A 22,147-nucleotide genomic window follows, 5' to 3' on the forward strand; every position below is an offset into this window, starting at 1 on the left:
ACACCAATGCTCAGGGGGGTCGCAATCATCACCAGGGAGCCACCGTCAGTTTGAGAGATGCGCCCTCGCGGTTTTCTCTCCCATCGGCTGATCGCTGCGGAACTTCAACGTGATCGGTGCTCTAGATCTTCTCCCAGCGCCCGCTCTCGGCGGAGCGGACGAGCGCGTCGATGACCCGCATGTTGCCGACCGCGACCTCGATCGGATTCTCGATGGGGCCCCCCGTGCGGATGGCGCGCGAGAACGCCTCGCTCTGCAGGTGGTACTGGTCGACGGCGGGGAGCACGGTGGCCCTGGCCGAGCTGCCGTTCAGCGTCGAGCCGTCATCGAGGAAGATCTTGCACGGCTGGTCGGCGGGGGCGTTGAACGGAATCTCGAGCTCGATGCGGCCCTTGGTCCCGAACGCGTTCACGCGCTGGTAGGCCACCGCCTGCGTGCTGCACGTGAACGTCAGGTGCGCGCCGCCGTAGTCGAGCAGGCCCGAGGTCAAGCGATCGGTGCCGAAGTCGGGATCGCGCTCGAGGAGCGCTATCGCCCGCGCGGGCTCGCGCCCGAACAGGAAGCGCGACGTGTTCACCGCGTAGCAGCCGATGTCGTAGAGCGCGCCGCCTCCGACGTCCTTCCTGTTCCGAATGTTGGTGGCGTCTCGGTTGAAGAACGAGAACGCCGCCTGGACGCTGACCAGGTCGCCGATCCGGCCGCTTCGCACCCAGTCCCTGGCCTGATGCCACTGCGGGTGGTTGCGGATCATGAACGCCTCGGCGATCAGCTTGCCCGTCTGGCGCTGGACGGCGACCAGCGTCTCGGCGTCCCTGGCGCTGAGCGCGACTGGCTTCTCGCACAGGACGTGCTTGCCGGCGCGGGCCGCGCGCGCCGTCCATTCCACGTGCAGGTGGTTGGGCAGCGGGTTGTAGATGGCGTCGATCTCCGGATCATCGAGCAGCTCTTCATAGCTGCCGTACGCCCTCGGGATCCCGAGCGACCGCGCGGCGTCGCGCGCCTTGCCGACGTCGCGCGACGCGAGCGCGGCGAGCTGGGTGAGGGGCCCCCGCTTCATCCCGGGCAGGCTGACGTTCAACGCGAAGCTGCTCGCCCCGAGGACGCCCCAGCGCACGGGGGTGAGCTCTTCACTGGACTTTGAATCTAGGTCAGATATGGACATAGGCGCCTCGCTGCCGGCGAAGCTAGCCGCCCATGGCGCGCCTGTAAACGCCCGAGGTGAGCGAGCCGCTGCCGGCGAGCCGCGGGGCGCAGGGGGATCCCCCCCGAGGCAACGTGAGCGTCCAGATTGCCCCGGGTCAAACCCGGCCGGCCGGCTCGCCGGCGCCGTGGAGCCGTGCGCCGTACACGAGGGTTGCCGAGCGGATCCGCCCGTCGCCGCGCGCGCACGGGACGCGCTCCGCGAGCGCCTCCAGCGTCGCGGTCGCGCGCTGGGCGATGCCCTCGGCCACGGTGCCAGGCTCGGCGCCCCCTGGGGTCACGAGCCGCACGGAGCTCGGTCTCACTGGCCCCGACGTGGCACGCCGCCTTCTCTCACTCGAAATGAAAGTGGTCCAGGTTGAACAGCCGCTCGGGCCGATCTCCCGTGAACCGCAGGCAAAGGTCGTGCACGCCAGCGGTCGGCGTGATGGAGCATTCGATGTCCGTCCAGGACTGCCATCCTCCCGTGGCGCTGACGGGGCACGTCCCGACGAGCTCCCCCGGCGTGTCGGTGAAGGTGTCGCAGCCGTCCACGTACACCGCGATGGCGCCCCCCGTGGGGGAGCCGGAGGCCACGCGCGCATGGAAGGTCGTCGCGCCGGCGCCGAAGTCCACCTGGGAGATCCCGATCCAGTCCTGGTCGTGGATGTCCGTCACGTTGACCCCCGCTCTGGCCCCGGCGTCCTGCGCGAACTCCACCTCGATCCCGCGCTGATCGGCCATGGTCTCCGCTTCCATGCGCGAGAAGGCGTTCACGCTCTTCAGCTGAGCGACCCTCCCCCCGGCCGCCGGGACCTTCACGATGTTCCCCTGCGGATCGTACGTCAGGTAGTCCAGCGTGATGCTGCGCTGGTAGTCGGAGAACCCATCGCGGTTGGAGAGGACGCGGGTGTGGTAGAAGATGTACCAGCTCCCGGCGTACTCGACGATGGAGTGGTGGTTGTTGTTGCCGTTGTTCCCGGCGGGGTTCGGCAGGATCGTCCCGGCGTGCCGGAAACCCGTCATCGGGTTGTCGCTCACCAGGTAATCGATCTCGGCGGCGTGATCGGCGAAGGTCGTGGAGTACGAGAAGTAGTACTTCCCGTCGCGCTTGTGCAGGAACGACGCCTCGAAGAAGTCGGGGACGGCGATGGTCGTCGCGGCGGCGTCCTTCAGGCTGATCATGTCTTCGTTGAGCCGAATGACACGGGCATTGTCCCCGGTGTCGGGCGGGCCGCCTCCGAAATACAGATATGCCTGACCGTCGTCGTCCACGAAGACCGAGGGATCGAAGATCCAGTCCACGTCCCCGACGCCTGGCGTGCTCTTGTCGATCAATGGTTTTCCGAGAGCGTCCACGAAGGGCCCCGCCGGGCTGTCGGACACGGCGACGCCGATGGCGCTGCCGGAGTTCGGGAAGTACAGGTAGTACTTCCCGGTAGCCTCGCTGTAGGCGCAGTCCGGCGCGTACAGCCTATCCGCCCAGGAGATGTCGGCGGCGTCCAGCGCGACCCCGTGGTCCTGCCAGTTGACGAGGTCATCCGAGGAGAAGACATGATAATCCCGCATGTCGTAGCCCATCTGGTCGTCCGTGTCGTGCGACGCGTAGACATAGACTCTCCCGTCGAAGACATGCGCGGAGGGGTCCGCCGTGAAGATGTGGCTGACGATCGGGTTCCTCGCGTAGCCATTCGCCTCCCCGGGAGGCGCTCCCCCGGCGCCGGCGCCGCTGGTCGCAGCGGTCCCGCTCGTCGTGGCGCCGCCGGCGCCGCCCGCCGTGGCGCCGCCGGCGCCGACCGGCGTGGAGTCGCCGGCGCCGCCCGCCGTGGCGCCGCCGGCGCCGACCGGCGTGGGGTCGCCGGCGCCGCCTGTCGCCGTTCCGGAGGCGCCGCCCATGCCCCCCTCCCCCATCGAGGAAGCCGGGGCCTTCGGGTCGGGGTCGCTGCAGCTCAGCGCGGAGAGGGCGGCCGCAAGCAGGAGCGATGGTTCGAACACTCGTCTCTTAAGCATCGGTTCTCCTTGACCAGAGAAAAACTCGCCGGCGCTGCGCTCGGACGGCTCGAGCCCGCCGCAATTTACGACCAGCCTCCGCGCCGCCGTCTCTCATCGCGCTGTGGTCGAGCTCGATGGTCACGGTCGACGACGGTCCCAAGATGCGGCGGGAGAGCGTGCTTCGAGCGGCGCAGAGATCCGTCGTCACGATCGCGGTTCGCAGCCTCAACCCAGTATCCAAGGACCACTTCGTCTCGTCCGGGTTGTGGTTCCATTCCCGCTCATGGCCCGAGGCCGCGCCGCTGGACGTGTCCAGTGCGGCGCTTCACCCCGCGAGCGCGCCGCCGAACGTGTCCAGCGCGGCGCTTCACCTCGCGAGGCGGACACGGTACGTTTAGATACGGGTGCGAGACACCCAAGGAATTGTTGAGGGGCGAACCTCTCGTCACTCAGGGCGAGTACCGGCGTACCGTTCGGTATGCTCGCATTGCTCGTCTGATGCGCATGACGACCGTTCCAGGGCGAAGCGAGAGGCCGCCCCTCGGAGATCAATGTGAACGCTCACATTTCGGATGTCAACTCGAATCGACCGTCCTTTCGGCCTCCCTCCGACCGGGACCACCCGGCGATGTGCCGGGTGTGGGCCGCTCAGGCGCCCGTGGCCTGCGCCCATCCCCTCACGCCGCCGCGCGCGGCCCCGCGGCGCGCGGCGCGCAGGGCGACCGGCACGCCGCCCGAGGGCCCCAGGGTGACGTTGCGCCGCACGGGCCGCGGCGGGCGCTCGTCGAGCAGCCGGAGCTGCCACGCCGACAGCGCCACGCCGAGCACGATCTTCATCTCGAACAGCGCGAAGGCCGCGCCGATGCACCGGCGGTCTCCCCCCCCGAACGGCAGGTACTCGAACGGCGAGAATCTGCGCTCCAGGAAGCGCTCGGGCCTGAACCGGGACGGCTCCGGGTAGAGGTCGGGGCGGTGGTGCACGAGCAGGATGCACGGCGCCACCCCCGTCCCCGGCTGGAGCTCGTGCTCGCCCAGGCGGAACGGCTGGGCCACGAGGCGCGGGACCTCGGTGACGACGGGAACCAGGCGCAGCGCCTCCTTGCACACCGCGTCCAGGTAGGGAAGCGCGGCGAGGCGCTCGGGGTCGGGCTCCGGGCCGAGCGCGTCGATCTCGTCGCGCAGCCGGCCGAGGACCGCGGGGTGGCGGTGGACATGATCCAGCGCCCACGCGAGCGCGAGCGCCGTGGTCTCGTGGCCGGCGAAGAGCAGCGTCCTGAGCTCGTCGAGGATGGCCTGCTCGCTCATGCTCGACCCGTCGTCGTAGCGGGCCGAGACCAGGAGGCTCAGGATGTCGTCCCCCGGCGCCGCCCGCGCCCGCTCGATCTGCCCGCGGAGCAGCGCGTCCAGCGCGTCGACCCGCCGGCGGAAGCGCGCGTAAGGGCCGAGGCCGCCGAGCTCCCTCTGCAGGAACGGCAGGAAGGCCAGCGCCGGGACGAACGCCTCGCTCATGCCGACGACCGCGCGCGCGAACGCGCCGGTCCGGGGCGGCTCCTCCACCCCGAACACGGCGCGGAGGATGACGTCGAGCGAGATCGCCTGCGTGATCTCCTGCGCCACGGCGCGCGGCGCCCGCGCCGCCTCGGCGAAGCGGCGGGCGGCGACGTCGGCCATCACCGCCCCATAGGCGCGCATGCGGTCGCCGTGGAACGGCGGCGTCAAGAGCTTCCGCTCGCGCCGGTGCCGCTCGCCCGAGAGCAGGAGGAGCGAATGCGCCCCGACGAGGGGGGCGATCGACTTGATCGCATAAGGAACGAACGTCTCCGGCGGCGCGGTCATCACGGCCTGCACCGACGCGGGGCTGCCGGCGATCACGACGTCGCCGTTGTACATCGGGACGTTGAAGACGTCGCCGTACTCGGCGGCGCAGCGGGGCAAGAACTCGAACGGTCGCGCGAGGATCTGGTAGGTCGTCCGGATCCGGCCCTGCGGGCCTCGGGGCATATGGCTCATGGCGCACCTCGGCAGGAGATCCCTCCCGGCGGGGCGCGGCGCCGCGCCGGGCTCAGCGCAAAGATGGGCCTGCCGGCGCGCCGCGGCAGCGGCGCCGGGCGCCAACGTCGCGACGGATCGCGCCAGGCGCCGGCGGCTCAGCCCGGGCCGCGGGTCCGCCGGTACTCGCCCGGGGTGGTCCCTGTCCAGCGGCGGAAGCTGCGGTAGAAGTGGCGCGGCTCGCCGTAGCCGAGCAGGAAGGCGATCTCCTGGATCGCGACGTCGCGCCGGCGGATGAGGTCGAGCGCCCTCCCCCGCCGGGCCTCGTCGAGCTGCGCCGTGAACGACGTGCCGAGCTCCTTGAGGGCGCGCTGGAGCGACCGGGTGCTCATGCCCAGGGAGCGCGCGATCCCCTCCTGGTCCACCTCGCCGCGGTCGAGCCGCTCGGCGATGCGGGCGCGCACGCGGGCGTCGAGCGGCGCCCCGCCGGCCGGCGCCTCGCGCGCGGCGAGGAGCTGCTCGGCGTGGCGCACGAGGTAGTCGCGGACCGACGGGTCCGCGCCGATCATGGGCGCGTCGAGCACGCGCGCGTCGTAGACGAGGCCGGTCGCGGCCGCCTCGAAGCGGGCCGGGGCGCCGAGCGCCTCCTCGTAGAGCGCCGGCGGGTGCCGGCGCGGGTGGCGGAACGTCGCCTCGCGCGGCCGCGCGGCGTCGCCGACGTAGAGCCCGATGTAGCGCGCGAGCGCCGCGATCATCATCTCGACCGGCTCGGCCATGGCGACGACGCGCGGCTCGTGCTCGAGCACGAGGTGGCGGAGGAGCTCGTCGCGCGGGACGCCGCGCGAGGCGGCGAAGGCGACGACCGCGGCGGGCATGGATGCGAAGACGAGCTCGCCCTCGGGCATGGCGCGCGCCGAGGATACCGCATGCGCAAGGGCCCGAGGGGGCGCCTCGTCAGGGGATCTCCTGCGGGAGGTCGGGCCCGCCCGCCGCGCTCACGCGACGGCCGTGCGTCCTCGCGGCGCTGCTACGCTGGGCGACATGGCCGAGCCCACGTGGAAGAAGCTCGTCGACCAGCTCAAGGACCAGCAGCACGAGAGTCCTTACCTCGACCGCCTCCGGCAGCGCCTGCCCGCCTCCGGCCCCTCGGGCGGGCGCCGGAGGCGCCCCGGAGCCCAGCGCTGCCGCGGGAAGTCGGGCCGAGAGGCGAACCGCCATGACGCCAAGGGCGCCAAGAAACCAGGGAAGTAGAAGGGGAGAATGGAGGGACAACCGTCCCCCGCTCTTCTTGGCGTCGTTGGCGCCATGGCGGTTCTTCCGCCGATCCGGGGCAACTCCCCGCAGTGGTGCTAGCGGCCCAGGAGGGCGTCCATCACCCTGTTGTAGGTCTCCTTCTTCTGATACTGGTCATTGAAGAGCAGAGACTGAGAGTTCCCCCCGTTGCACATCGCCGTGCTCCAGCTATTGAGCCACGACCTGCCGTCGTTGATCCCCCAGAAGGTGACGGCGACGCACTTGGGCATCAAGAAGCAGGCCTCGACGATGTCGTGATAGTACGTGAGCTGCTCCTCTGCGGTGACCTGATTGCCGCAGCGGTTGATGTCCATCTCGGAGATCAACACCTCCAGGCCCAGATCGGCGAAGCGCTTCAGGTTGTACGCCACGTCCTCCCCGCCGGCCTCGTTGTTGGGCGGCCCGATGTGCATCTGAAACCCGACGCCGTCGATGGGGACCCCTCGCTCGACCATCCCCTTGATCATCTCGTAGACGAAGTCGGCCTTGTCGTTGCGCGCGTCGATGCTGTAGTCGTTGTAATAGAGCTTGACGCTCGGGTCTTGCTCTCTCGCGATCTTGAAGGCGAGATCGAGGTACTGCTCCCCCAGCTCGTTGTAGAACACCGTGGGCCTCATGCGGGGATTGCCGACGCCGGTGTCGCTGTCGGTCAGGACCGCCTCGTTGACCACGTCCCAGTGCTCGACCTTGCCCTTGAAGTGCCCCATCACGTTCTCGATGTGCCTGCGCATGGCTTGCTCTACCTGCTGCGCGCCTCGCAGGTTGTTCATCCATCCGGGCAACTGGCTGTGCCACACCAGGGTGTGACCCTTGACCTTCATGTTGTTCTGTTGAGCCCAGCTCACGATCCTGTCCGCGGAGCCCCAGCTGAACTGCCCCGGATTGGGCTCCAGCGCATCCCACTTCATCTCGTTCTCTGCCGTCACGTAGTTGTGCTCGGCAGCAGCGACCCTCGAGTAGTTCCCATCATTGAGACCAGAGGCCGAGATGGCCGCGCCGATCAGGAGCGGGGGGTTCGCCTTCTCGCCGGCCTCCCTCAGCGTGCTGGCGCTCGCAGCAGGGGTCCTTTCGGCAGGGCCCCCGGTCGAGCCGCCGCCGCCCGTGTTGCCGTCGCTGCCGCCCGTGCCGCCGCCCGTGCCGTCCGTGCCGCCGGTGCCGGTCGTGACGCCCGGCGCGCCGCCCGTGCCGGTCGTGACGCCCGTCGTGCCGGTCGTGACGCCCGGCGCGCCACCCGTGCCGGTCGTGGCGCCCGTCGTGCCGGTCGTGACGCCCGGCGCGCCGCCCGTGCCGCTCGTCGCGTCCACGCCGCCGCCGCCGCCGGTCTCCCCTCCCCCGTCGCCACCGTCCGAGCAGCCGATAGCACAGAGGAATGCCGAGAGTAGAAGGGTAAGGGGTGCTGATCTCATGCTCTTATGCTCCGAGGTAAAAAATCCCGCATTACTTCCCGCGACGTGATGTGTTGATCATCGCCGGGACCACGCCTAGCACGCACGGCCCCCGGGGTCGTGCCGAAGCGACCGCGGAGCGGCCATCCTACGTCATCCCAGGCCCACAGCTTCACGAAGCGGGCCCGAGGGACACGGGTCTTCCGGGAGGAGATTCCAGGTCGCTAAAAATTTTTGCTCCGACGAGACTGGCGTATTCGACAGCGAATGACGAACTCGGGTGACGCAGTACCCGACGAGCACGCTCCCTCCGGGGCGCCGGCCCGATGCTTGAGGCGCTCTGGCCAGCGTCGTACAATCTACCAGGATGAAGTTTTTCCAGGCCATCGCTCGGATCGGGCTGAAGTCGGGCGACGATCCGAGGATGCGCCGACACAAGACGCTCCTCACGCTCACAGCCGCGCTCAAGGCGTGCGCGTGTCCCGTCTGGGCGGTCGCCTACGGGGCGAGCGGGGACCTCCGCTCGGCGGCGATCCCGCTCGGGTACGTCGCGTGCACCGCGCTGAGCCTCGTTCACTTCGCCAGGACGAAGGAGTTTGCCGGGTTCCGCTTCCGCCAGGCGCTGCTCATCTTCGCGCTGCCGTTCCTCATGCACGCGAGCCGGGGCGGGTTCGCGGCGTCGAGCGGCGTCGTCCTGTGGGCGCTCCTCGCGCCGCTGACCCTCCTGCTGTTCCACGGGTCGCGGGCGTCCGTCCCCTGGTTCATCGCCTACGCGCTGCTCGTCCTCACCGCCGGCGCCGTCGATCCGGCCCTCGCGGCGCGCGCACAGGAGGCGCCGCCGGGCCTCGTCGCCGGCTTCTTCGCGATGAACATCCTCACGGTGTCGGCCATCGCGTACGCCGCCGTGCAGTACTTCGCGCGTCAGCTCGCCGAGGAGCAGGAGAAGCTCGCGGAGCTCGTCATCTCGTCGGCGGAGGCGCTCGACGACATCGCGCGGTGGTCGTCCGCCGCGGCCACCCAGGTCGCGGAGGCCATCGGGGCCCGCGAGGTCGCCGTGTGGAAGGCCGAGGAAGAGGCGCTGGTCAGCCTCACCACCACCACCACCGAGCCGCCGTCGACCGACGCGCTGCGCCACGCCGCGCTCGCGAAGCGGTCGCTCGCGCGATCATCCGATGTCGTGGTCCCCGTGGTCGGCATGTCGGGCGATGTCCACGGCGCCCTGGTCGTCGTCGGCAAGAGCCTCGTGTGGAGCGATACGACGCGGCGGCTCGTCGACTCGTTCGCGCGCCACCTCGGCAGCGCGCTCGAGCTCTCGCGCATGCGCAAGGAGCTCGCCAGCGCGGTGGAGCGCCGGGAAGCGACGATCGCCGACATGGTGAGCCGCGGGATCGACATCCTGCAGACCTGCCCGATCTGCCATCGTTGTTACGACCAGAATGCGCAGCGATGCGCCGAGGACGGCGCCGCGCTGAAGCGGCCGCGGCCGTTCCCTTACCGCATCGCGGGGCGATACCGCCTGACCCGGGTCGTCGCGGAGGGCGGCATGGGCAGGGTCTTCCAGGCCCACGACGAGCGGCTCGGGCGCGAGGTCGCGATCAAGACCATCAGGACAGAGCACTTCAACAACGAGGATGTGCGCGCGCGCTTCGAGAGAGAGGCGCGCGTCGTCGCGCGGATCCATCATGCGTCGGTCGTCGAGGTGTACGACTCGGGGGAGCTCGAGGACGGCTCGCTGTACATCGTGATGGAGTGGCTGGACGGCTTCACCCTGGCGCACGCCATGCGGTACAACGGCCCGGGGACGCCCGCCCAGGTGGCGGCGCTGCTGCGCGAGGGAGGCTCGGCGCTCTCCGCCGCGCACGCGGCGGGGCTCGTGCACCGCGACGTCAAGCCGGAGAACATCTTCCTGGTCCCGTCTCCGTCGCCGGAGGGCTTCCGCGTCAAGATCCTGGATTTCGGCATCGCCAAGGAGATCTCCGGCGACGTGAGCCTGACCTCCACGGGCATCTTCATGGGGACGCCGCTCTACATGGCGCCGGAGCAGGCCAGCGGCAAACCGGTCGACGCCCGCAGCGATCTCTACGCCTTCGCGGCCGTCGCCTACCAGGCGCTCACCGGGCGGCGCGTCGCGGCCGGCGACGACATCACCGCCATCCTGTCGAGCCTCTCGCGCACGCCCCCGCCGCCCGTCTCGGCGCTGCTCCCGGGGACGCCGCCCGACGTCGACCGCGCCTTCGCGCAGGCGCTCGCGCTGTCGCCCGACGAGCGGCCGCACAACGTCGAGGCGTGGGTGAGCTCGTTCGTCGACATCCTCGATCACCTGCCCACGCGATGCCGGGGCTGGCGCCTGTCGGGCGACGTGCACGACGCCGAGGAGTTCGCCCGCGCCGAGACGGTCCGGATCCACGAGCCCGCGGCGAAGTTCCCGTCGGGCGCGCCGCGCGCGTCGTGACCGCGCCGCCGGGGGGTGGTCGCGTCTGGGGTGCTCCCCGGAGGGGCTGGAGTGCAGGCGGACCACGAAAGAGGCACGCCGGAACGCAAGCCCCGGAGGGGAGCACCCCAGACGCGACCACCCCCCGGCGGCGCCCGCGAGCGGGTCGGGCCTTGCAAAGAGGGCGGCGGAAGGGCTATGCCCGGAACGGGACCTCGATGCTGTGCCCTCGCTGCCACCGGCGGTACGCGGACGACCACCGCTTCTGCCCGCACGACGGAGAGAAGCTGGTCGGGGCCCTCGACATCCGGCGGATCCGGTCCCAGCCCACCGAGCACGTGGGCACGGTCGTCGCCGAGCGGTACCGGGTCCGCGGGCTGATAGGGCAAGGCGCCATGGCGCAGGTGTTCCTGGCAGAGGACACGCGGGGCGGCGCGCCGGTCGCGCTGAAGCTGCTCGCGCCGAGGTTCCGCCGCGAGCCCAAGGTGAAGGCGCGCTTCCTCCTCGAGGCCAAGGCCGCGGCCACGGTCGCGCACCCGAACCTCGTCGAGGTGCTCGACATCGGCCTTCATGAGGGGTCGCCCTACCTCGTCCTGGAGTTCCTGTTCGGCGAGTCGCTGAGCTCGCTCCTCCTGCGCGAGAAGCGGCTGTCCCCGGAGACCGGGATCCCCATCCTCCTCCAGGCGGCCGCGGGGCTCGGCGCGGCGCATCGCGCCGGCATCGTCCACCGGGACGTGAAGCCGGCCAACGTGTTCCTGGTCGGCGAGAAGGGCGACGCGTGGGCCGCCAAGGTCGTCGACTTCGGGTTCGCCAAGCTGTACGAGCACTCGGGGCTCACCCAGGCCGGCGTGACGGTCGGCACCCTGGAGTACATGGCGCCCGAGCAGGCCGTCAGCGACCCGCCCGACGCGCGCACGGACATCTACGGATTCGGCGTGCTGATGTACCGGATGTTCTCCGGCAAGCTGCCTTTCAGCGTCGCGAGGGGCTCGTCTCCGGCGCTGTCGCCCGGCGCCGACGAGGCCATGGTGCTGTCGAGCCAGCTCATCACGCCGCCCCCGCCGCCCAGCCTGGGCGCGACGCCGGTGGAGAGGGCGCTCGAGGCCGTGATCATGAGATGCCTGCGCAAGCGCCCCGAGAACCGGTATCCGTCGATGGAGGCGCTCGGCGAGGATCTCGGCCGGCTCGCCCGGCCCCTCGCGCTGGCGGCGAACGCGCCGATCACCGAGCCCGACGTGTACGTCGCGAGGACGCCTTTCGGAGCGCACGCGGCGCGGTTCCTGTACAAGCAGCTCGGCCTGGTTTACGGCGCGGCGACGTAGTCACGGCTCGCGCAGCGCCGCCGCGTACTCCTCGGGCGTGTTGACGTTGCGCAGCGATCGCAGCGCCGGATCCGCCTCGCGGAGCCGCGGATCCGAGAGCAGGAGCGCCGGCTCCACGATCCGCGTGGGCACCCGCTCGAACAGGGAGGACAGCCGCAGCCTGCCCTCCGCGAGCAGCGCCGCCGCCGCGCCGCGCGCCGAGCCGTCGTAGACCGCGGCGAGCGGGTGGAGGTGCCCGTCCGCGCGCGGCACGGCGATGGCGTGCCCCTCCGCCTGCAGCGCCGCGACGCGCCGCACGAAGGCGGGGTGCAGGAACGGCGCGTCGGTCGAGGACACGTACGCCCGCCCCGCGCGCGGCGCGACCGCCTCGAGCCCCACCGCGATGCCCAGCAGCGGCCCGCGGCCCTCCTCCGGATCGCGCGCGACCAGCACCCCCCCCGGCAATGGCGGCAGCGCCTGCCCGGGCGCCGCGACCACCACGATCGGCCACGCCGCCTCGCCGAGGCGCCGCACCACCCGCTGGAGCAGCGCCTCGCCCTCGAACGGCAGCGACGCCTTGGGGCGCCCCATGCGGCGGCTCTGCCCGCCGCACAGCACCACGCCCGCGAGCCCGGCCACGCGGCCCGTCCCGCCGCCTCCCGCGGGCATCGTCGGCGATCGCTCCTGCTCCATGGACGCCTCGGCCCGGAGCATGGCCGCGCGCCCGGCCGCCGGCCACCCTCGGGGTCACCCTCACGCCCAGGTGAAGACGCGGCCGTGGTCGTCCACGACGCGCCTGGCCTCGAGGATCGTCCGCACGTCCCCGCTCGGCCCCATCGTGAACCCTACCCGCACCGGCTGGACGCGCTCCGGCCGCAGGAGGCGCAGGCGATGGCCCCGGAGCAGCGTGCCGAGCACGACCTTCATCTCCAGCAACGCGAACGCCGCCCCGAGGCACCGCCGGGCGCCGCCGCCGAACGGGATGTACTCGAACGGAGAGAACTGGCGCCCGAAGAAGCGCTCGGGGAGGAACCGATCGGGCTCGGGGTAGAGATCCGGCCGCGCGTGGAGGATCGTCATCGTCGGGCGGACGGCCTCCCCCACGGGGATCGTATACTCCCCGAGGTCGAACGGCCGGCGCGCGACACGCGCCACGTCGACCACGGGCGGGTAGAGCCGGAGCACCTCCTGGCAGACCGCCCCGAGGTAAGGGAGCGTGTCGAACGCTTCCGGGCTCGGCGCCGGACCGAGGCCCTCGATCTCGTCGAGGACGCGCTCGAGGACGCGCGGCTCGCGCTGCAGCCAGACGAACGCCCACGCGAGCACCAGCGCCGTCGAGTCGTGGCCGGCGAAGAGGAGCCCCCGGAGTTGCTCGAGGATCTCCGCGTCCTCCATGCCGCCGCCGTCGTCGTACCGCGCGGACAGCATCGCGGTGAGGAGGTCCTTGCCCTGGACGCCCCCTTCGCGCCGCGCGTGGATCTCCTCCAGGAGGATCGCGTTCAGCGCGCGCTCCGCCCGCTGGCTCCGCGCCCAGGGCCCGAGGCCGCCCAGCTCGCGGCGCAGCCACGGCAGGAGAATGAAGATGGGCCGGACCGACGCGACGAGCTCGATCACCGCGGCCCGGGCCCTCTGGACGCGCTCGTCCCCGCGCACGCCGAAGACGACGTGCAGCATGATGTCCAGCGAGATCGCCCGCGTCGTCTCCACCATCGAGAACGGCTGTCCCGGGACCCAGCGCCGCGCGGCGGCCTCCGCCGTCTCGGCGATGACGCCCGCGAAGGCGCGCAGCGACGCCGCGGAGAAGTGCGGAGAGAGCAGCTTCCGGGCGCGCCGGTGGTGCTCCCCCGTGACGACGACGAGCGACCGCGAGCCGAACACCGGCGCCGAGGTGCTCACGCCCCACACGTCGAAGCAATCGGGCGGCGCGGTGTAGATCGCCCGGAGCGCCTCCGGGTCTCCCGTGAACGTGACGGCCTGTCGCCGGAACGGGAGCCGGAAGGTGTCTCCGTAGCGCGCGGCGAGCTGCCTCAACTTGGATACGGAGGTGATGGCTCCTACCTGCAGCGATTCGATGGGACCCAGTCGCTTCGGTCCCGGCGGCAATCGATCCATGAATGAATGTCTCCCGTGCATCGCCGGGGCCGCGATGAGCACGGCGGAGCGCTCGCTCCTCACCGCCCGGGCCCCGGTACCAGACAGGCGGCACGCCGTCCGCGCGTGCGCCCTGCGGGATGCAGGCAATCAAGGCACGTGCCACGAGCGCGCTCGCCCAGCGCGCGCGTGATCGTGATCGTGCGCATGACGATGACGATATGGCCCCTCGTTTCGGGGCCCGTCCTCGGGCGCGCCGCGCGGCCGCCTCGCGCCGGGGTGAGGCCGCCGCCCGCCGTCACCGGGCGAGCAGGCGTGGCCCCGGCGGGGAGGCCTTGCACGACAGGGCAACGGATTGCGTGATCGGGCAAGCCATCCAGGAGGGCCAGCAGGCGCCGCGGCGCGCGCCCCGCGCTCTACCCGCGCCACCGCGGCGGTCTCCGGGGTCCCGCGGCCTGGTACGGGGGGTGCAATGGGCCCTGGCGTGGCGGCGACGCCGCAGCCCTCGCGAGGGGCTGAGGCGCGGCAGCAGAAGCCGGAGAGCCGCCACCCGTCGTTCAAGCAGCGCAACTGCGGCTTGGAGCAGCACCCGAGGAACAAAGCAGCGCATCCGTGAGACGAGCCGCGGAGAGGGCCCGCTCCTGCACGACCAGAGCGATCCCCCGATCCGCGGCCCCGTCTCTCGACAGGAGACACGTGAACAAGACCATCGCATTCGAGATCCGTGGTTCGATCGCGCCCGAGCGGCGCATCCGGGGAGGCAAGTGATGAGAGAGGTACTGGACCTCAAGGCGCAGCGGAAAGAGCGGCTCCTCTCGCACCCGTTCTTCGACTGGGCGCACTCCGACGCGGTGCCGCTCGAGGAGCGGCTCCTCATGGCGCCCATCATGTCGGTCTTCGTGATGAACTTCCGCGACGCGAACAAGTGGTTCATCCGGTATCCGAGGCCCCTCAACGAGCTCGAGGCGGTCATCAACGGGAACACGCTGGAGGACGAGACCCACTCCGCGCTCTTCCTGGAGAACTGGAAGACGCTCGGCCTCGACGAGCACCTCGGCTGGCGCGCCAGCGACACGCTGTGGTGGGTGTTCCTCGCCGACGAGACCGAGCCGTTCCGGCGCTTCGTCATGGACTTCGCCAGGATGACCGTCGAGGACGGGGGAGACCCCTTGATCCGCTTCGCGCACTCCGAGTCCGCGGAGGCGTGCGGCAACGCCTTCTTCTTGAAGATCTCGGAGGTCGCGAGCGCGCTCGAGCAGAAGACGGGGATCCGGCACCGCTACTTCGGCAGCCACCACCTGGATCGGGAGCCCGGTCACGTCCTCGAGTCGCCCGGCGTCTTCGATCATCAGGAGCTCGACGCCCGGCAGAGGCCGCTGGCCGTGGAGCTCGCCAACCGGATGTTCGACATCTTCACCGAGATGTTCACCTGCTTTCTGCGGTACTCGGAGTCGTACGTCAACCGAGGCGTGTCGCCGCGCCGCCCGGACGTCGCGCCGCCGTCGCGCCGGCCCCAGCAGGCGGCGGAGGGCGCGCCGGCCCTCGAGATCGAGCGGGAGGAGCCGGTGGCGCTCTATCACAAGGACGTCCACAGCATCCTCCTCGAGAAGAAGGCGCAGGCGGCGCGGCACCCCTTCTACACGTGGCTGCGCGAGGTGTCGGACATCAGCCCGGAGCACAAGCTGCAGCGGTTCATCCCGATGTGGATCGGGGACGTCATGGGCTACCGGGAGCTCAACCGGTACGCGGTCCGCTACAGGACCGTCACCACGCCGCAGGAGGCGCTGATCAACCGGTGGTGCGATGATCTGGAGACGCACAACGGGCTGTTCTTGAACGACTGGATCGCCCTCGGGATGGACGAGGCGCTCGGCTGGCAGGCCAGGGAGACGCTGAAGTTCTGCTTCCTCGATCGCGACGTGGACGTCCACCGGCGGAACATGTGCACGTTCGTCAAGCTCGCGATGGGCAACCCCAAGCCGGCGCTGCGCTACTGGTTCCTCGAGGCCATGGAGGCGAGCGGGCACGCGTTCTTCGAGAACGTGAAGGACCTCGCCCACGTGGTGGAGCGGCAGAAGGGGATCCGGCTCGATTACCTCGGCGACCGCCACGAGGTCGCGCACCCGGTCCGGGAGCACCGCGCCGAGTCGAGGGCGATCATCACGAGCGAGCGCATCACCGTCGAGGAGCGGGACATCGCCATCGGCATGATCGAGACCATCTTCCAGGCGCTCGACGAGCAGCTCACGCTGTCCCTCGAGGTCGCCACGTCGAACAAGTTCGGCATCGGGACCGACGCGGGCGCGCGCATCGGGCGCCCGAAGCGCACGGAGCGCCCGAGCCCGCTCCTGCTCGACACGACGCCGAACGTGAGCCGCCCGACGAAGCACGCGTAACGCCCGGTCCGCGGCCGGCGCGGGTCGCGCAGATCGGACACCACGGCGCCAGGGGACGAACGTCTCCTGGCGCCCTCTTTCGTGCGGGGAGGCGCGCGCCGCCCTGCCCTCCGAGCGGCCGGCACGCTCGGGACGCTTGGGCGCGACCAGGTCGCCGTGGATAATGCGCGTCGAGAAGCCGCTCGATGCGCCCTTCCTTCCTCCTCTTCGCGCTGTGCGCCGCGGCCGCGCCGACCGGCTGCGAGCGCCCCGCGGACGCGGGCGCAGGGCTCGCCCCACCTCCCGCCGTCGCGCCGGCCGCACGCGCCCCCTCGCCGCGGAACGCCCCGGCGACCGCCGAGCGTGCCCCCGCCGCCGCAGACAGCATCCCCGCCGCTACCGGCGGCGCCCCCGCCGACAGCGCCCCCGCCGGCGCGATCACGCTCCTCGCGGGCGGCGACGTGTGCCTCGGCAAGGCGCTCGGCCAGGAGCTGCTCCGCGACCCGACGCACGACCCGTTCGCCCCCGTCGCGGCGCTGCTCGCCTCCGCGGACGTGCGCTTCGTCAACCTCGAGAACCAGCTCAGCGACCAGGGCGGCGAGACCCTGCACCCGCGCCAGCCGCTCGTGTTCACGGGCCCGCCGGTCGGCGCGGACGCGCTCGCGCGCGCCGGCATCAGCGTGGTGTCGCTCGCGAACAACCACATGTGGGACTACGGCAAGCCCGCGCTCTTCGAGACGTTCGGCCACCTGGAGCGCGTCGGCGTCGCCTACGCGGGCGCCGGCCGGACGCGGCGGGAGGCGTACGCGCCGGCCGTCGTCGAGCACCGCGGCTTCCGGCTCGCGGTGCTGGCCGTGACCGCCATCTGGAACCAGGGCTCGCTCTGGCAGCACCCGGCGCGCGAGTTCGTCGCGGCCGCGGACGCGTACGGGGTCGCGGCCGCCGTGCGCGCCGCGCGCAAGCAGCCGGGCATCGACGCGGTCGTCGTGAGCTACCACGGCGGCACCGAGTACCTGGACGCCCCGCTGCCGCAGGCCCGCCGGGTCGCCCTCGCCGCCATCGACGCCGGCGCCGACGCCTTCCTCGGCCATCACCCGCACGTGCTCCAGGGCATCGAGATGCGGCGCGGCCGGCCCATCTTCTACAGCCTCGGCAACTTCATCATGAAGGTGAAGAGGACGGGGCCGGCCGCCGAGCTCGGGATGCTGGCGCGCCTGCGCCTCTCGCGGGGCGCGCCGCCCGTCGCGGAGATCTGCCCCGTGCGCCGCGAGGGGCTCGGCGCCGTGCCGCTCGCGGCCGACCCGCGGCGCGCCGAGACCGAGGCGGCCTTCCTCGAGCGGATGCGCCACGTCTCGGCGTTCGTCACGGCCGAGCCGGCGATCGGCCCCTTCGCCGCCGACGGGTGCGCGCCGCTCGAGAGCCCCGCGAAGCCCTCCCCCGCCCCGCCGCCGGAGCTCGCCCGCGCGAGCCGCTGAGCGGCCGCCGGCGGCCGCTCAGCGGCGATCGCGGCGGGCCGCGGCCACCTCGTCGACCGCCTCGAGCGCGCTCTCGACCTCGCGGACGAGCTCGTCCGCGATCTGCTGCTCGCGGTCGGCGCGCGCCTCCGCGACCGAGGCGTCGAGGCGCACCTCGACGCGCCGGAGCACCTCCGCGACCCGCCGGCCCTCGGCCGAGGCGGCGTCCACGCGCCGCTGCTTCAAGGCGCCCAGCGCGGCCTCCACGGCCGGCGCGAGCGGCGCGGCCACGACGGGGTCGGCGCGCTCCAGCTTGGCCCGCGCGCGGCGCGCGAGCGCGATGAGCTGGCCGGACGGCGAGCGCGCGCGCCGCCGCTGCGCCGCCCACCCGATCGCGGCGAGCGCGCCGACGCCGAGCAGGACCGCGGCGCCCTGCGCGTAAGGCGCGGCGCCGGGCGGGACGGGCGGGACGACGGCGCTCGGCACCTCGACGGTGATGCCCCCCTTCAGGCAGCCGCTCAGCTCCTGCGCCGTCTGGAGCCGCGTCCGCGCGAGCGGGAGCAGCCGCAGCGGCAGGCAGGGGGCCTCGACGCCGGCGAGCGCGCACGCGGGCGCCGGGCCGCCGGTCGCGACGGCGTGGACCTCGTGGGCCTCCGGATCGCGGCGCGTCACATGGAAGCCGCCCTGCGCGAAGTCGACCAGCCCGCCGCTGTCGACCGAGGCGCCGCCGGGCGCCCCGGCGGGCCAGGTCGTCGTCGCCGCGTCGACGATCGAGCCGTCGGTCGAGCAGACGAGCTTGCCCCGGAGGACGATCTCGCCGCCGGGCGGGACATCGACGTGCTGCGCCGCCTGGTCGCGCCGGAGAGGGAAGGATCGGGTCATGGTCGCGCCTCGCTCGGTCCGCCGGTAGCTCGCCCGCTGTCGTGGCCTCGCGCCCCGGGCCTCAGCGGAGGTGCGCGCGCGAGGCGGTCTCGAGCAGCATCGCGAGCACGAGCGGGTCGCCGAGGCCGCCCGCGGCGCCCGTGTGGCCGCGGAGGCGCGCGAGGCGATCGGCGTCCGTGAGGAAGAGCGGCTCGTCGAGCGCGCCGGCCGCGGCCCGCAGGATGCCCTCGCGCTCGGAGAGCAGCGCGGCGGCGCGGGCGCGATCGCCGATCGCGATCTGCCGCGCGGCCTCGGCCAGCGTCTCGCCCGCGGCGAAGCCCTGGATCGTGCGGGCCACGGACGGGTCGGCGCTCGCGGCGCTGTCGGCGTCGCCGGCCGCGTACGCGACCCGGAGCGGCGTCTCCTCGACGACGTTCTTCCGGGCGACGCGGTCCTTGTACTTGAGCTCGATCGACGCGACGGTCCGCGCCTCCACGCCCGCGGGCAGGCCGAGCTCGAGGAGCAGCGCGTGGCTGTCGTCGCGCGCGAACGCCGGGATGAGGAACCGCATCCCGCCCTCGGCGTCGTCCCGCCGGTCCCTCGCGATGCGGTCGCGCGCCTCGGCCTGGGCGTCCGCCGCGACCTCGATCGCCCGCGCGCGCGCCGCCTCCGCCTCGCTCAGCCGGCGCGACCCGTAGACGTGGAGCAGCTCCACGTCGGGCCGGAGCCGCACCCGGAGCTCGACCGCGGTCGCGACCGGATCGAGCCGCCTGTCGAGCTCCGTCGCGAGGGCCGGGGCGATCTGGTCGGGGTCGCGCAGGTAGTAGTATCCGCCGGCCCCGTCGCCCGCGACGGCGCTCATCAGCGCGCCGTCGTAGTCGGCGCCCAGCCCGAAGGTGCTCGTCTGGACGCCGCCCTGGAAGGCGTCGAGCGCGAGCCGCGAGAGCCGCTCCGAGCGCGTGATCCCGGCGTTCGCGCGCCCGTCGGAGAGCAGCAGCACGACCTTCACGGCCCCCTCCGGGATGCCCGGCCGGCTCGCCTCCGCGTAGCCGAGCTCGAGGCCGCGGCCGATGTTGGTGCCGCCGGCCGCGGCGATGCCGTCGATGGCCGCCTTGATCATCGCGCGCCGCGCGCCGACGGGCCCGTCGGGGATCAAGACCTGGGCGTCGCTCGAGAAGGTGATCAGCGAGAAGTCGTCGCCCGCGTCGAGCCGGTCGACGAGGGCCCGCGCCGCCTCGCGCGCCCGGGCGATCGGCTCGCCCTGCATCGAGCCGCTCACGTCCAGCACGAGGTGCACCGACAGGTGCGGCCGCGCCGCGGGCGCCTGCGCCGTGGAGCGGAGCGCGACGCGCACGTGCACCGGGCCGCCGCCGGGCGGGACCCTCGCGCGCTCGAGGTCGGTGCGCAGGGCGAGCGTCGCGCCCTTCGGCGCGTCGAGCGCGGGCGCGTAGCGGGCGCCGACGTCGCTGACGAGCTCTCGCTCGGCCGGCGGGATGATGCCGCGCGCGACGGCGGACTCGAACGCCGCGAGGTGGCCGCCGCCCGGGCGGTAGGTGGTGGCGAAGCGGCCGTTCGGGTCGATCGCCGCCTCGACGGGGGCCGCGGCCGCGGGTCCGCCCCACATCGCGCCCTCGCGCGACGCCGTCGCGGCGGGGGGGGCGGCCACCTGCCCCGGCGCTCTGCCGCGGCCGAGGTCGGAGAGGCCCTTCGAGGCCGTGACGCCCCCGGCGCGCGCGGCGGGCGCTGCGCCCGCGCGCGGCGCCGGGAGCGCCTGCGCCTCGGCGTCCAGCGGCCGAGGGCCCTCGCGCCTCGCCTCGCTCGCGGCGCTGGCCTGCGCCGGCATCGAGACAAGCGGGGGCGCCGGGGCAGCGGCGCCCTCCAGCGCCCTGTCGCATGCGAGACCCGCCACCGAGAGACCCAGCGCGAGCGCGCCGCCGAGGAGCGCTCGCTTCGACCACACCGTTCCGAGTTCGCCCATTGCCTGCTCCCTGCCCGCGGTCCGGCGGGCGCCCGGTCAGACGGGCCAGCGCCGCGTCCGTTCTACCGCTTCGTGTCCCGAGACGACGTCGGCCGCGCCCCGCCCGGCTGCTGCGCGCCCCGCCCGGCTTACTGAAAGCTGGGCGGCATGAGCGGATTGCTCGTGCCCGTGGGCTCGGCGAGCGGGGCTGCGCTCGCCGTCGTCGCGGGCCGAGGCTTCCTGGTGAACCCCGCGGCCCGGAGCGATGGCAGCTCCAGCTTCGCCGGGAGCGCGCCCTCCTCGGTGATGTAGACCCGCCGCGCGATCGACGCGCTGCCCCTGACGACACGCACCTCCTGGGATGTCCCGAGGGGACCGACGAGCTCGACCACCCCGTCCTTCAGCGCCGCGGGCGCCCCGTCGATCTCCACCGAGGCGTCCCGGGGAGCGATCGCGAGCTCGACCCGACGCACGGGCGCCGGGGGAGGCTCCGGCGCGGGCGCCGGGCTCGGGGCGGGCGGGATCCGCGGGAGCTCACGGAGCGCGAGGTGCATGCCGGTCAGCGCCTCGCGGGGCCTGGCGGCCGGCCGGATCATCACGAGCCCGCCCACGCTCGCGGCGAGCAACACGCCGATCGCCAGCGGCACCTTCCTCGAGATCCGGCGCGGCGAGGGCGGCGCCTGGCTCGCCGGCCGCTCCTGGACGCCGTAGTCCTGGCTGAGCGTCGCCTCGAGCGAGGACGTCGTCGCGCCCTCGGTCGGCTGGTCCTTCCACCGATCCGCGCTGCCGGAATAGAAGGAGGGCCGCCGGCGCAATCGCTGCGCCGCCCGGGGCTCGAGCCGCGGCGCGACGAGGAGGCGCTCCGACGCGTCCAGCGGGACGAGCATGCGCTCCTCCAGGAGCAGCGGGTCGTCGCCGAGCAGCGGCCTGATCGCGTCGAGCATCGCCGAGGCGCTCGGGTACCGGTCGGCCGGCTGGTACTGGAGCGCGCCGTCGACGATCGCGGCGACCTCGGGCGCGACCCACGGCGCGAACTCCTGGACGGGCGCGGGCAGGTCGGCGACCAGGGTGGCGATGAGGTCGCCGAACGCCTCGACGTGCTCGGTCGGGGTGCGCCCGGCGAGCGCGTGATAGAGCACGACCCCGAGCGACCAGATGTCGGTCCGATGATCGATCTCCTTGATGGCCCGCGCCTGCTCCGGCGACATGTAGCGGGGCGTCCCCAGCATGCTCCCGGACCGGGTCAGACCCGTCGTGTCTCGCCGGGGATCGTGGGACGGCTTGATCTTGGCGATGCCGAAGTCGAGCAGCTTGAGCACGAGCCCGCCGCCGTCCTCGCGCCGGGCGAGGAACAGGTTGGCGGGCTTGATATCCCGGTGCAGGACGCCGGCGTCGTGCGCCTTCTGCAGGCCGACGCAGGCCTGGGCCACGATCCGGAGCGCGAGCCCCGGGGGCAGCACGCCGAGGCGGCGCTGGAGCTGCGCGAGATCCTCGCCGCGCAGGTACTCCATGACCATGAACGGCGATCTCGTCTCGTCGTCCACGCCGGTGTCGAGCACGCGCACGATGTGCTCGGTGTGAATGGCGCTCGCGGCCCGCGCCTCGCGCTCGAACCGCGCCATCGCGGACCTGCTGTGCGAGACCTCGGGGTTCATGATCTTCACGGCGACACGGCGCCTCAGCTCCATGTCGTCGGCTTCATGGACGGCGCCCATGCCTCCCTTGCCGAGCAGTCGGCCCAGCGTGTACCTGCCGCTCAAGGTCTTGCCGTCCACGAGAGGGGTTTACTCTATGAAGTCGTAGGCGTGGTCTCAATCGGATGCTGGCTGGGCCCGATGC

At 72.6% G+C, this 22,147-nt stretch carries 17 protein-coding genes; 5 read left to right on the plus strand and 12 right to left on the minus strand.

Annotated elements, in window-relative coordinates; all coding sequences use genetic code 11:
* Positions 1–121: 121 nt before the first annotated feature.
* The 6 genes from WMF31_RS36960 to WMF31_RS36985 form a co-directional block, all read right to left on the minus strand.
* Complete coding sequence (locus tag WMF31_RS36960; protein WP_436606451.1) at positions 122–1,162, minus strand: Gfo/Idh/MocA family protein; 1,041 nt, start codon at positions 1,160–1,162, stop codon at positions 122–124.
* Between the two features lie 136 nt (positions 1,163–1,298).
* Complete coding sequence (locus tag WMF31_RS36965; RefSeq protein WP_436606452.1) at positions 1,299–1,505, minus strand: hypothetical protein; 207 nt, start codon at positions 1,503–1,505, stop codon at positions 1,299–1,301.
* A gap of 28 nt (positions 1,506–1,533) precedes the next feature.
* On the minus strand, positions 1,534–3,189 hold the full coding sequence (locus tag WMF31_RS36970) for a glycoside hydrolase family 43 protein (protein ID WP_436606453.1): 1,656 nt from the start codon (positions 3,187–3,189) through the stop codon (positions 1,534–1,536).
* Positions 3,182–3,487: a hypothetical protein gene (locus WMF31_RS36975; RefSeq protein ID WP_436606640.1), complete on the minus strand. Its 306-nt coding sequence runs from the start codon at positions 3,485–3,487 to the stop codon at positions 3,182–3,184. The genes WMF31_RS36970 and WMF31_RS36975 overlap by 8 nt, the downstream gene beginning before the upstream one ends.
* A gap of 332 nt (positions 3,488–3,819) precedes the next feature.
* Positions 3,820–5,181, minus strand: a complete 1,362-nt coding sequence (locus WMF31_RS36980; RefSeq protein ID WP_436606454.1) for a cytochrome P450 — start codon at positions 5,179–5,181, stop codon at positions 3,820–3,822.
* Positions 5,182–5,318: 137 nt separating this feature from the next.
* Positions 5,319–6,065, minus strand: a complete 747-nt coding sequence (locus tag WMF31_RS36985; protein WP_436606455.1) for a helix-turn-helix domain-containing protein — start codon at positions 6,063–6,065, stop codon at positions 5,319–5,321.
* Positions 6,066–6,201: 136 nt separating this feature from the next.
* Between WMF31_RS36985 and WMF31_RS36990 the strand changes: the two genes are divergently transcribed.
* Positions 6,202–6,411, plus strand: a complete 210-nt coding sequence (locus WMF31_RS36990; RefSeq protein ID WP_436606456.1) for a hypothetical protein — start codon at positions 6,202–6,204, stop codon at positions 6,409–6,411.
* A 98-nt stretch (positions 6,412–6,509) separates the two neighbouring features.
* Here the strand turns inward: WMF31_RS36990 and WMF31_RS36995 are convergent, their stop codons facing one another.
* Positions 6,510–7,859, minus strand: coding sequence for an endo-1,4-beta-xylanase (locus WMF31_RS36995; RefSeq protein WP_436606457.1), 1,350 nt, complete (start codon positions 7,857–7,859; stop codon positions 6,510–6,512).
* A 346-nt stretch (positions 7,860–8,205) separates the two neighbouring features.
* On the opposite strand from WMF31_RS36995, the gene WMF31_RS37000 reads away from it, so the two are divergent.
* Together WMF31_RS37000 and WMF31_RS37005 are read left to right on the plus strand one after the other, a co-directional pair.
* Positions 8,206–10,290 (plus strand): serine/threonine-protein kinase, encoded by a 2,085-nt coding sequence (locus WMF31_RS37000; RefSeq protein ID WP_436606458.1) that lies wholly within the window; start codon positions 8,206–8,208, stop codon positions 10,288–10,290.
* A 197-nt stretch (positions 10,291–10,487) separates the two neighbouring features.
* Positions 10,488–11,591, plus strand: coding sequence for a serine/threonine-protein kinase (locus tag WMF31_RS37005; RefSeq protein ID WP_436606459.1), 1,104 nt, complete (start codon positions 10,488–10,490; stop codon positions 11,589–11,591).
* On the opposite strand, the gene mobA is transcribed toward WMF31_RS37005, so the two are convergent.
* Positions 11,592–12,263, minus strand: a complete 672-nt coding sequence (mobA, locus tag WMF31_RS37010; protein WP_436606460.1) for a molybdenum cofactor guanylyltransferase — start codon at positions 12,261–12,263, stop codon at positions 11,592–11,594.
* A gap of 60 nt (positions 12,264–12,323) precedes the next feature.
* Complete coding sequence (locus WMF31_RS37015; protein WP_436606641.1) at positions 12,324–13,703, minus strand: cytochrome P450; 1,380 nt, start codon at positions 13,701–13,703, stop codon at positions 12,324–12,326.
* A 725-nt stretch (positions 13,704–14,428) separates the two neighbouring features.
* Between WMF31_RS37015 and WMF31_RS37020 the strand changes: the two genes are divergently transcribed.
* Positions 14,429–16,057 carry a hypothetical protein gene (locus tag WMF31_RS37020; RefSeq protein ID WP_436606461.1) on the plus strand — a complete coding sequence of 543 codons (1,629 nt, stop codon included), beginning with the start codon at positions 14,429–14,431 and terminating at the stop codon, positions 16,055–16,057.
* Positions 16,058–16,242: 185 nt separating this feature from the next.
* Positions 16,243–17,511: a CapA family protein gene (locus tag WMF31_RS37025; protein WP_436606462.1), complete on the plus strand. Its 1,269-nt coding sequence runs from the start codon at positions 16,243–16,245 to the stop codon at positions 17,509–17,511.
* Positions 17,512–17,529: 18 nt separating this feature from the next.
* Here WMF31_RS37025 and WMF31_RS37030 read toward each other — a convergent pair whose 3' ends face one another.
* The 3 genes from WMF31_RS37030 to WMF31_RS37040 all read right to left on the minus strand — a co-directional run bounded on the left by WMF31_RS37030 (position 17,530) and on the right by WMF31_RS37040 (position 22,083).
* Complete coding sequence (locus WMF31_RS37030; RefSeq protein WP_436606463.1) at positions 17,530–18,372, minus strand: hypothetical protein; 843 nt, start codon at positions 18,370–18,372, stop codon at positions 17,530–17,532.
* Positions 18,373–18,433: 61 nt separating this feature from the next.
* A complete protein-coding gene (locus WMF31_RS37035; protein ID WP_436606464.1) occupies positions 18,434–20,329 on the minus strand; it encodes a vWA domain-containing protein in 1,896 nt (631 codons plus the stop codon).
* A gap of 128 nt (positions 20,330–20,457) precedes the next feature.
* Positions 20,458–22,083, minus strand: coding sequence for a protein kinase domain-containing protein (locus tag WMF31_RS37040; protein ID WP_436606465.1), 1,626 nt, complete (start codon positions 22,081–22,083; stop codon positions 20,458–20,460).
* Positions 22,084–22,147: the final 64 nt, after the last annotated feature.

Origin of the sequence: Sorangium sp. So ce1036, from assembly GCF_051369805.1 — a bacterium.
Classification (GTDB): domain Bacteria; phylum Myxococcota_A; class Polyangia; order Polyangiales; family Polyangiaceae; genus Sorangium; species Sorangium cellulosum_F.

What these genes read in the sequence shown, in the direction of transcription:
- WMF31_RS37030 (WP_436606463.1), bottom strand. Translation starts at nt 18,372, where the DNA reads ATGACCCGATCCTTCCCTCTCCGGCGCGACCAGGCGGCGCAGCACGTC.
- WMF31_RS37020 (WP_436606461.1), top strand. Translation starts at nt 14,429, where the DNA reads ATGAGAGAGGTACTGGACCTCAAGGCGCAGCGGAAAGAGCGGCTCCTC.
- WMF31_RS36960 (WP_436606451.1), bottom strand. Translation starts at nt 1,162, where the DNA reads ATGTCCATATCTGACCTAGATTCAAAGTCCAGTGAAGAGCTCACCCCC.
- WMF31_RS36980 (WP_436606454.1), bottom strand. Translation starts at nt 5,181, where the DNA reads ATGAGCCATATGCCCCGAGGCCCGCAGGGCCGGATCCGGACGACCTAC.
- WMF31_RS37005 (WP_436606459.1), top strand. Translation starts at nt 10,488, where the DNA reads ATGCTGTGCCCTCGCTGCCACCGGCGGTACGCGGACGACCACCGCTTC.
- WMF31_RS36970 (WP_436606453.1), bottom strand. Translation starts at nt 3,189, where the DNA reads ATGCTTAAGAGACGAGTGTTCGAACCATCGCTCCTGCTTGCGGCCGCC.
- mobA (WP_436606460.1), bottom strand. Translation starts at nt 12,263, where the DNA reads ATGGAGCAGGAGCGATCGCCGACGATGCCCGCGGGAGGCGGCGGGACG.
- WMF31_RS37000 (WP_436606458.1), top strand. Translation starts at nt 8,206, where the DNA reads ATGAAGTTTTTCCAGGCCATCGCTCGGATCGGGCTGAAGTCGGGCGAC.
- WMF31_RS36985 (WP_436606455.1), bottom strand. Translation starts at nt 6,065, where the DNA reads ATGCCCGAGGGCGAGCTCGTCTTCGCATCCATGCCCGCCGCGGTCGTC.
- WMF31_RS36995 (WP_436606457.1), bottom strand. Translation starts at nt 7,859, where the DNA reads ATGAGATCAGCACCCCTTACCCTTCTACTCTCGGCATTCCTCTGTGCT.
- WMF31_RS36990 (WP_436606456.1), top strand. Translation starts at nt 6,202, where the DNA reads ATGGCCGAGCCCACGTGGAAGAAGCTCGTCGACCAGCTCAAGGACCAG.
- WMF31_RS37025 (WP_436606462.1), top strand. Translation starts at nt 16,243, where the DNA reads ATGCGCCCTTCCTTCCTCCTCTTCGCGCTGTGCGCCGCGGCCGCGCCG.
- WMF31_RS37015 (WP_436606641.1), bottom strand. Translation starts at nt 13,703, where the DNA reads ATGCACGGGAGACATTCATTCATGGATCGATTGCCGCCGGGACCGAAG.
- WMF31_RS37035 (WP_436606464.1), bottom strand. Translation starts at nt 20,329, where the DNA reads ATGGGCGAACTCGGAACGGTGTGGTCGAAGCGAGCGCTCCTCGGCGGC.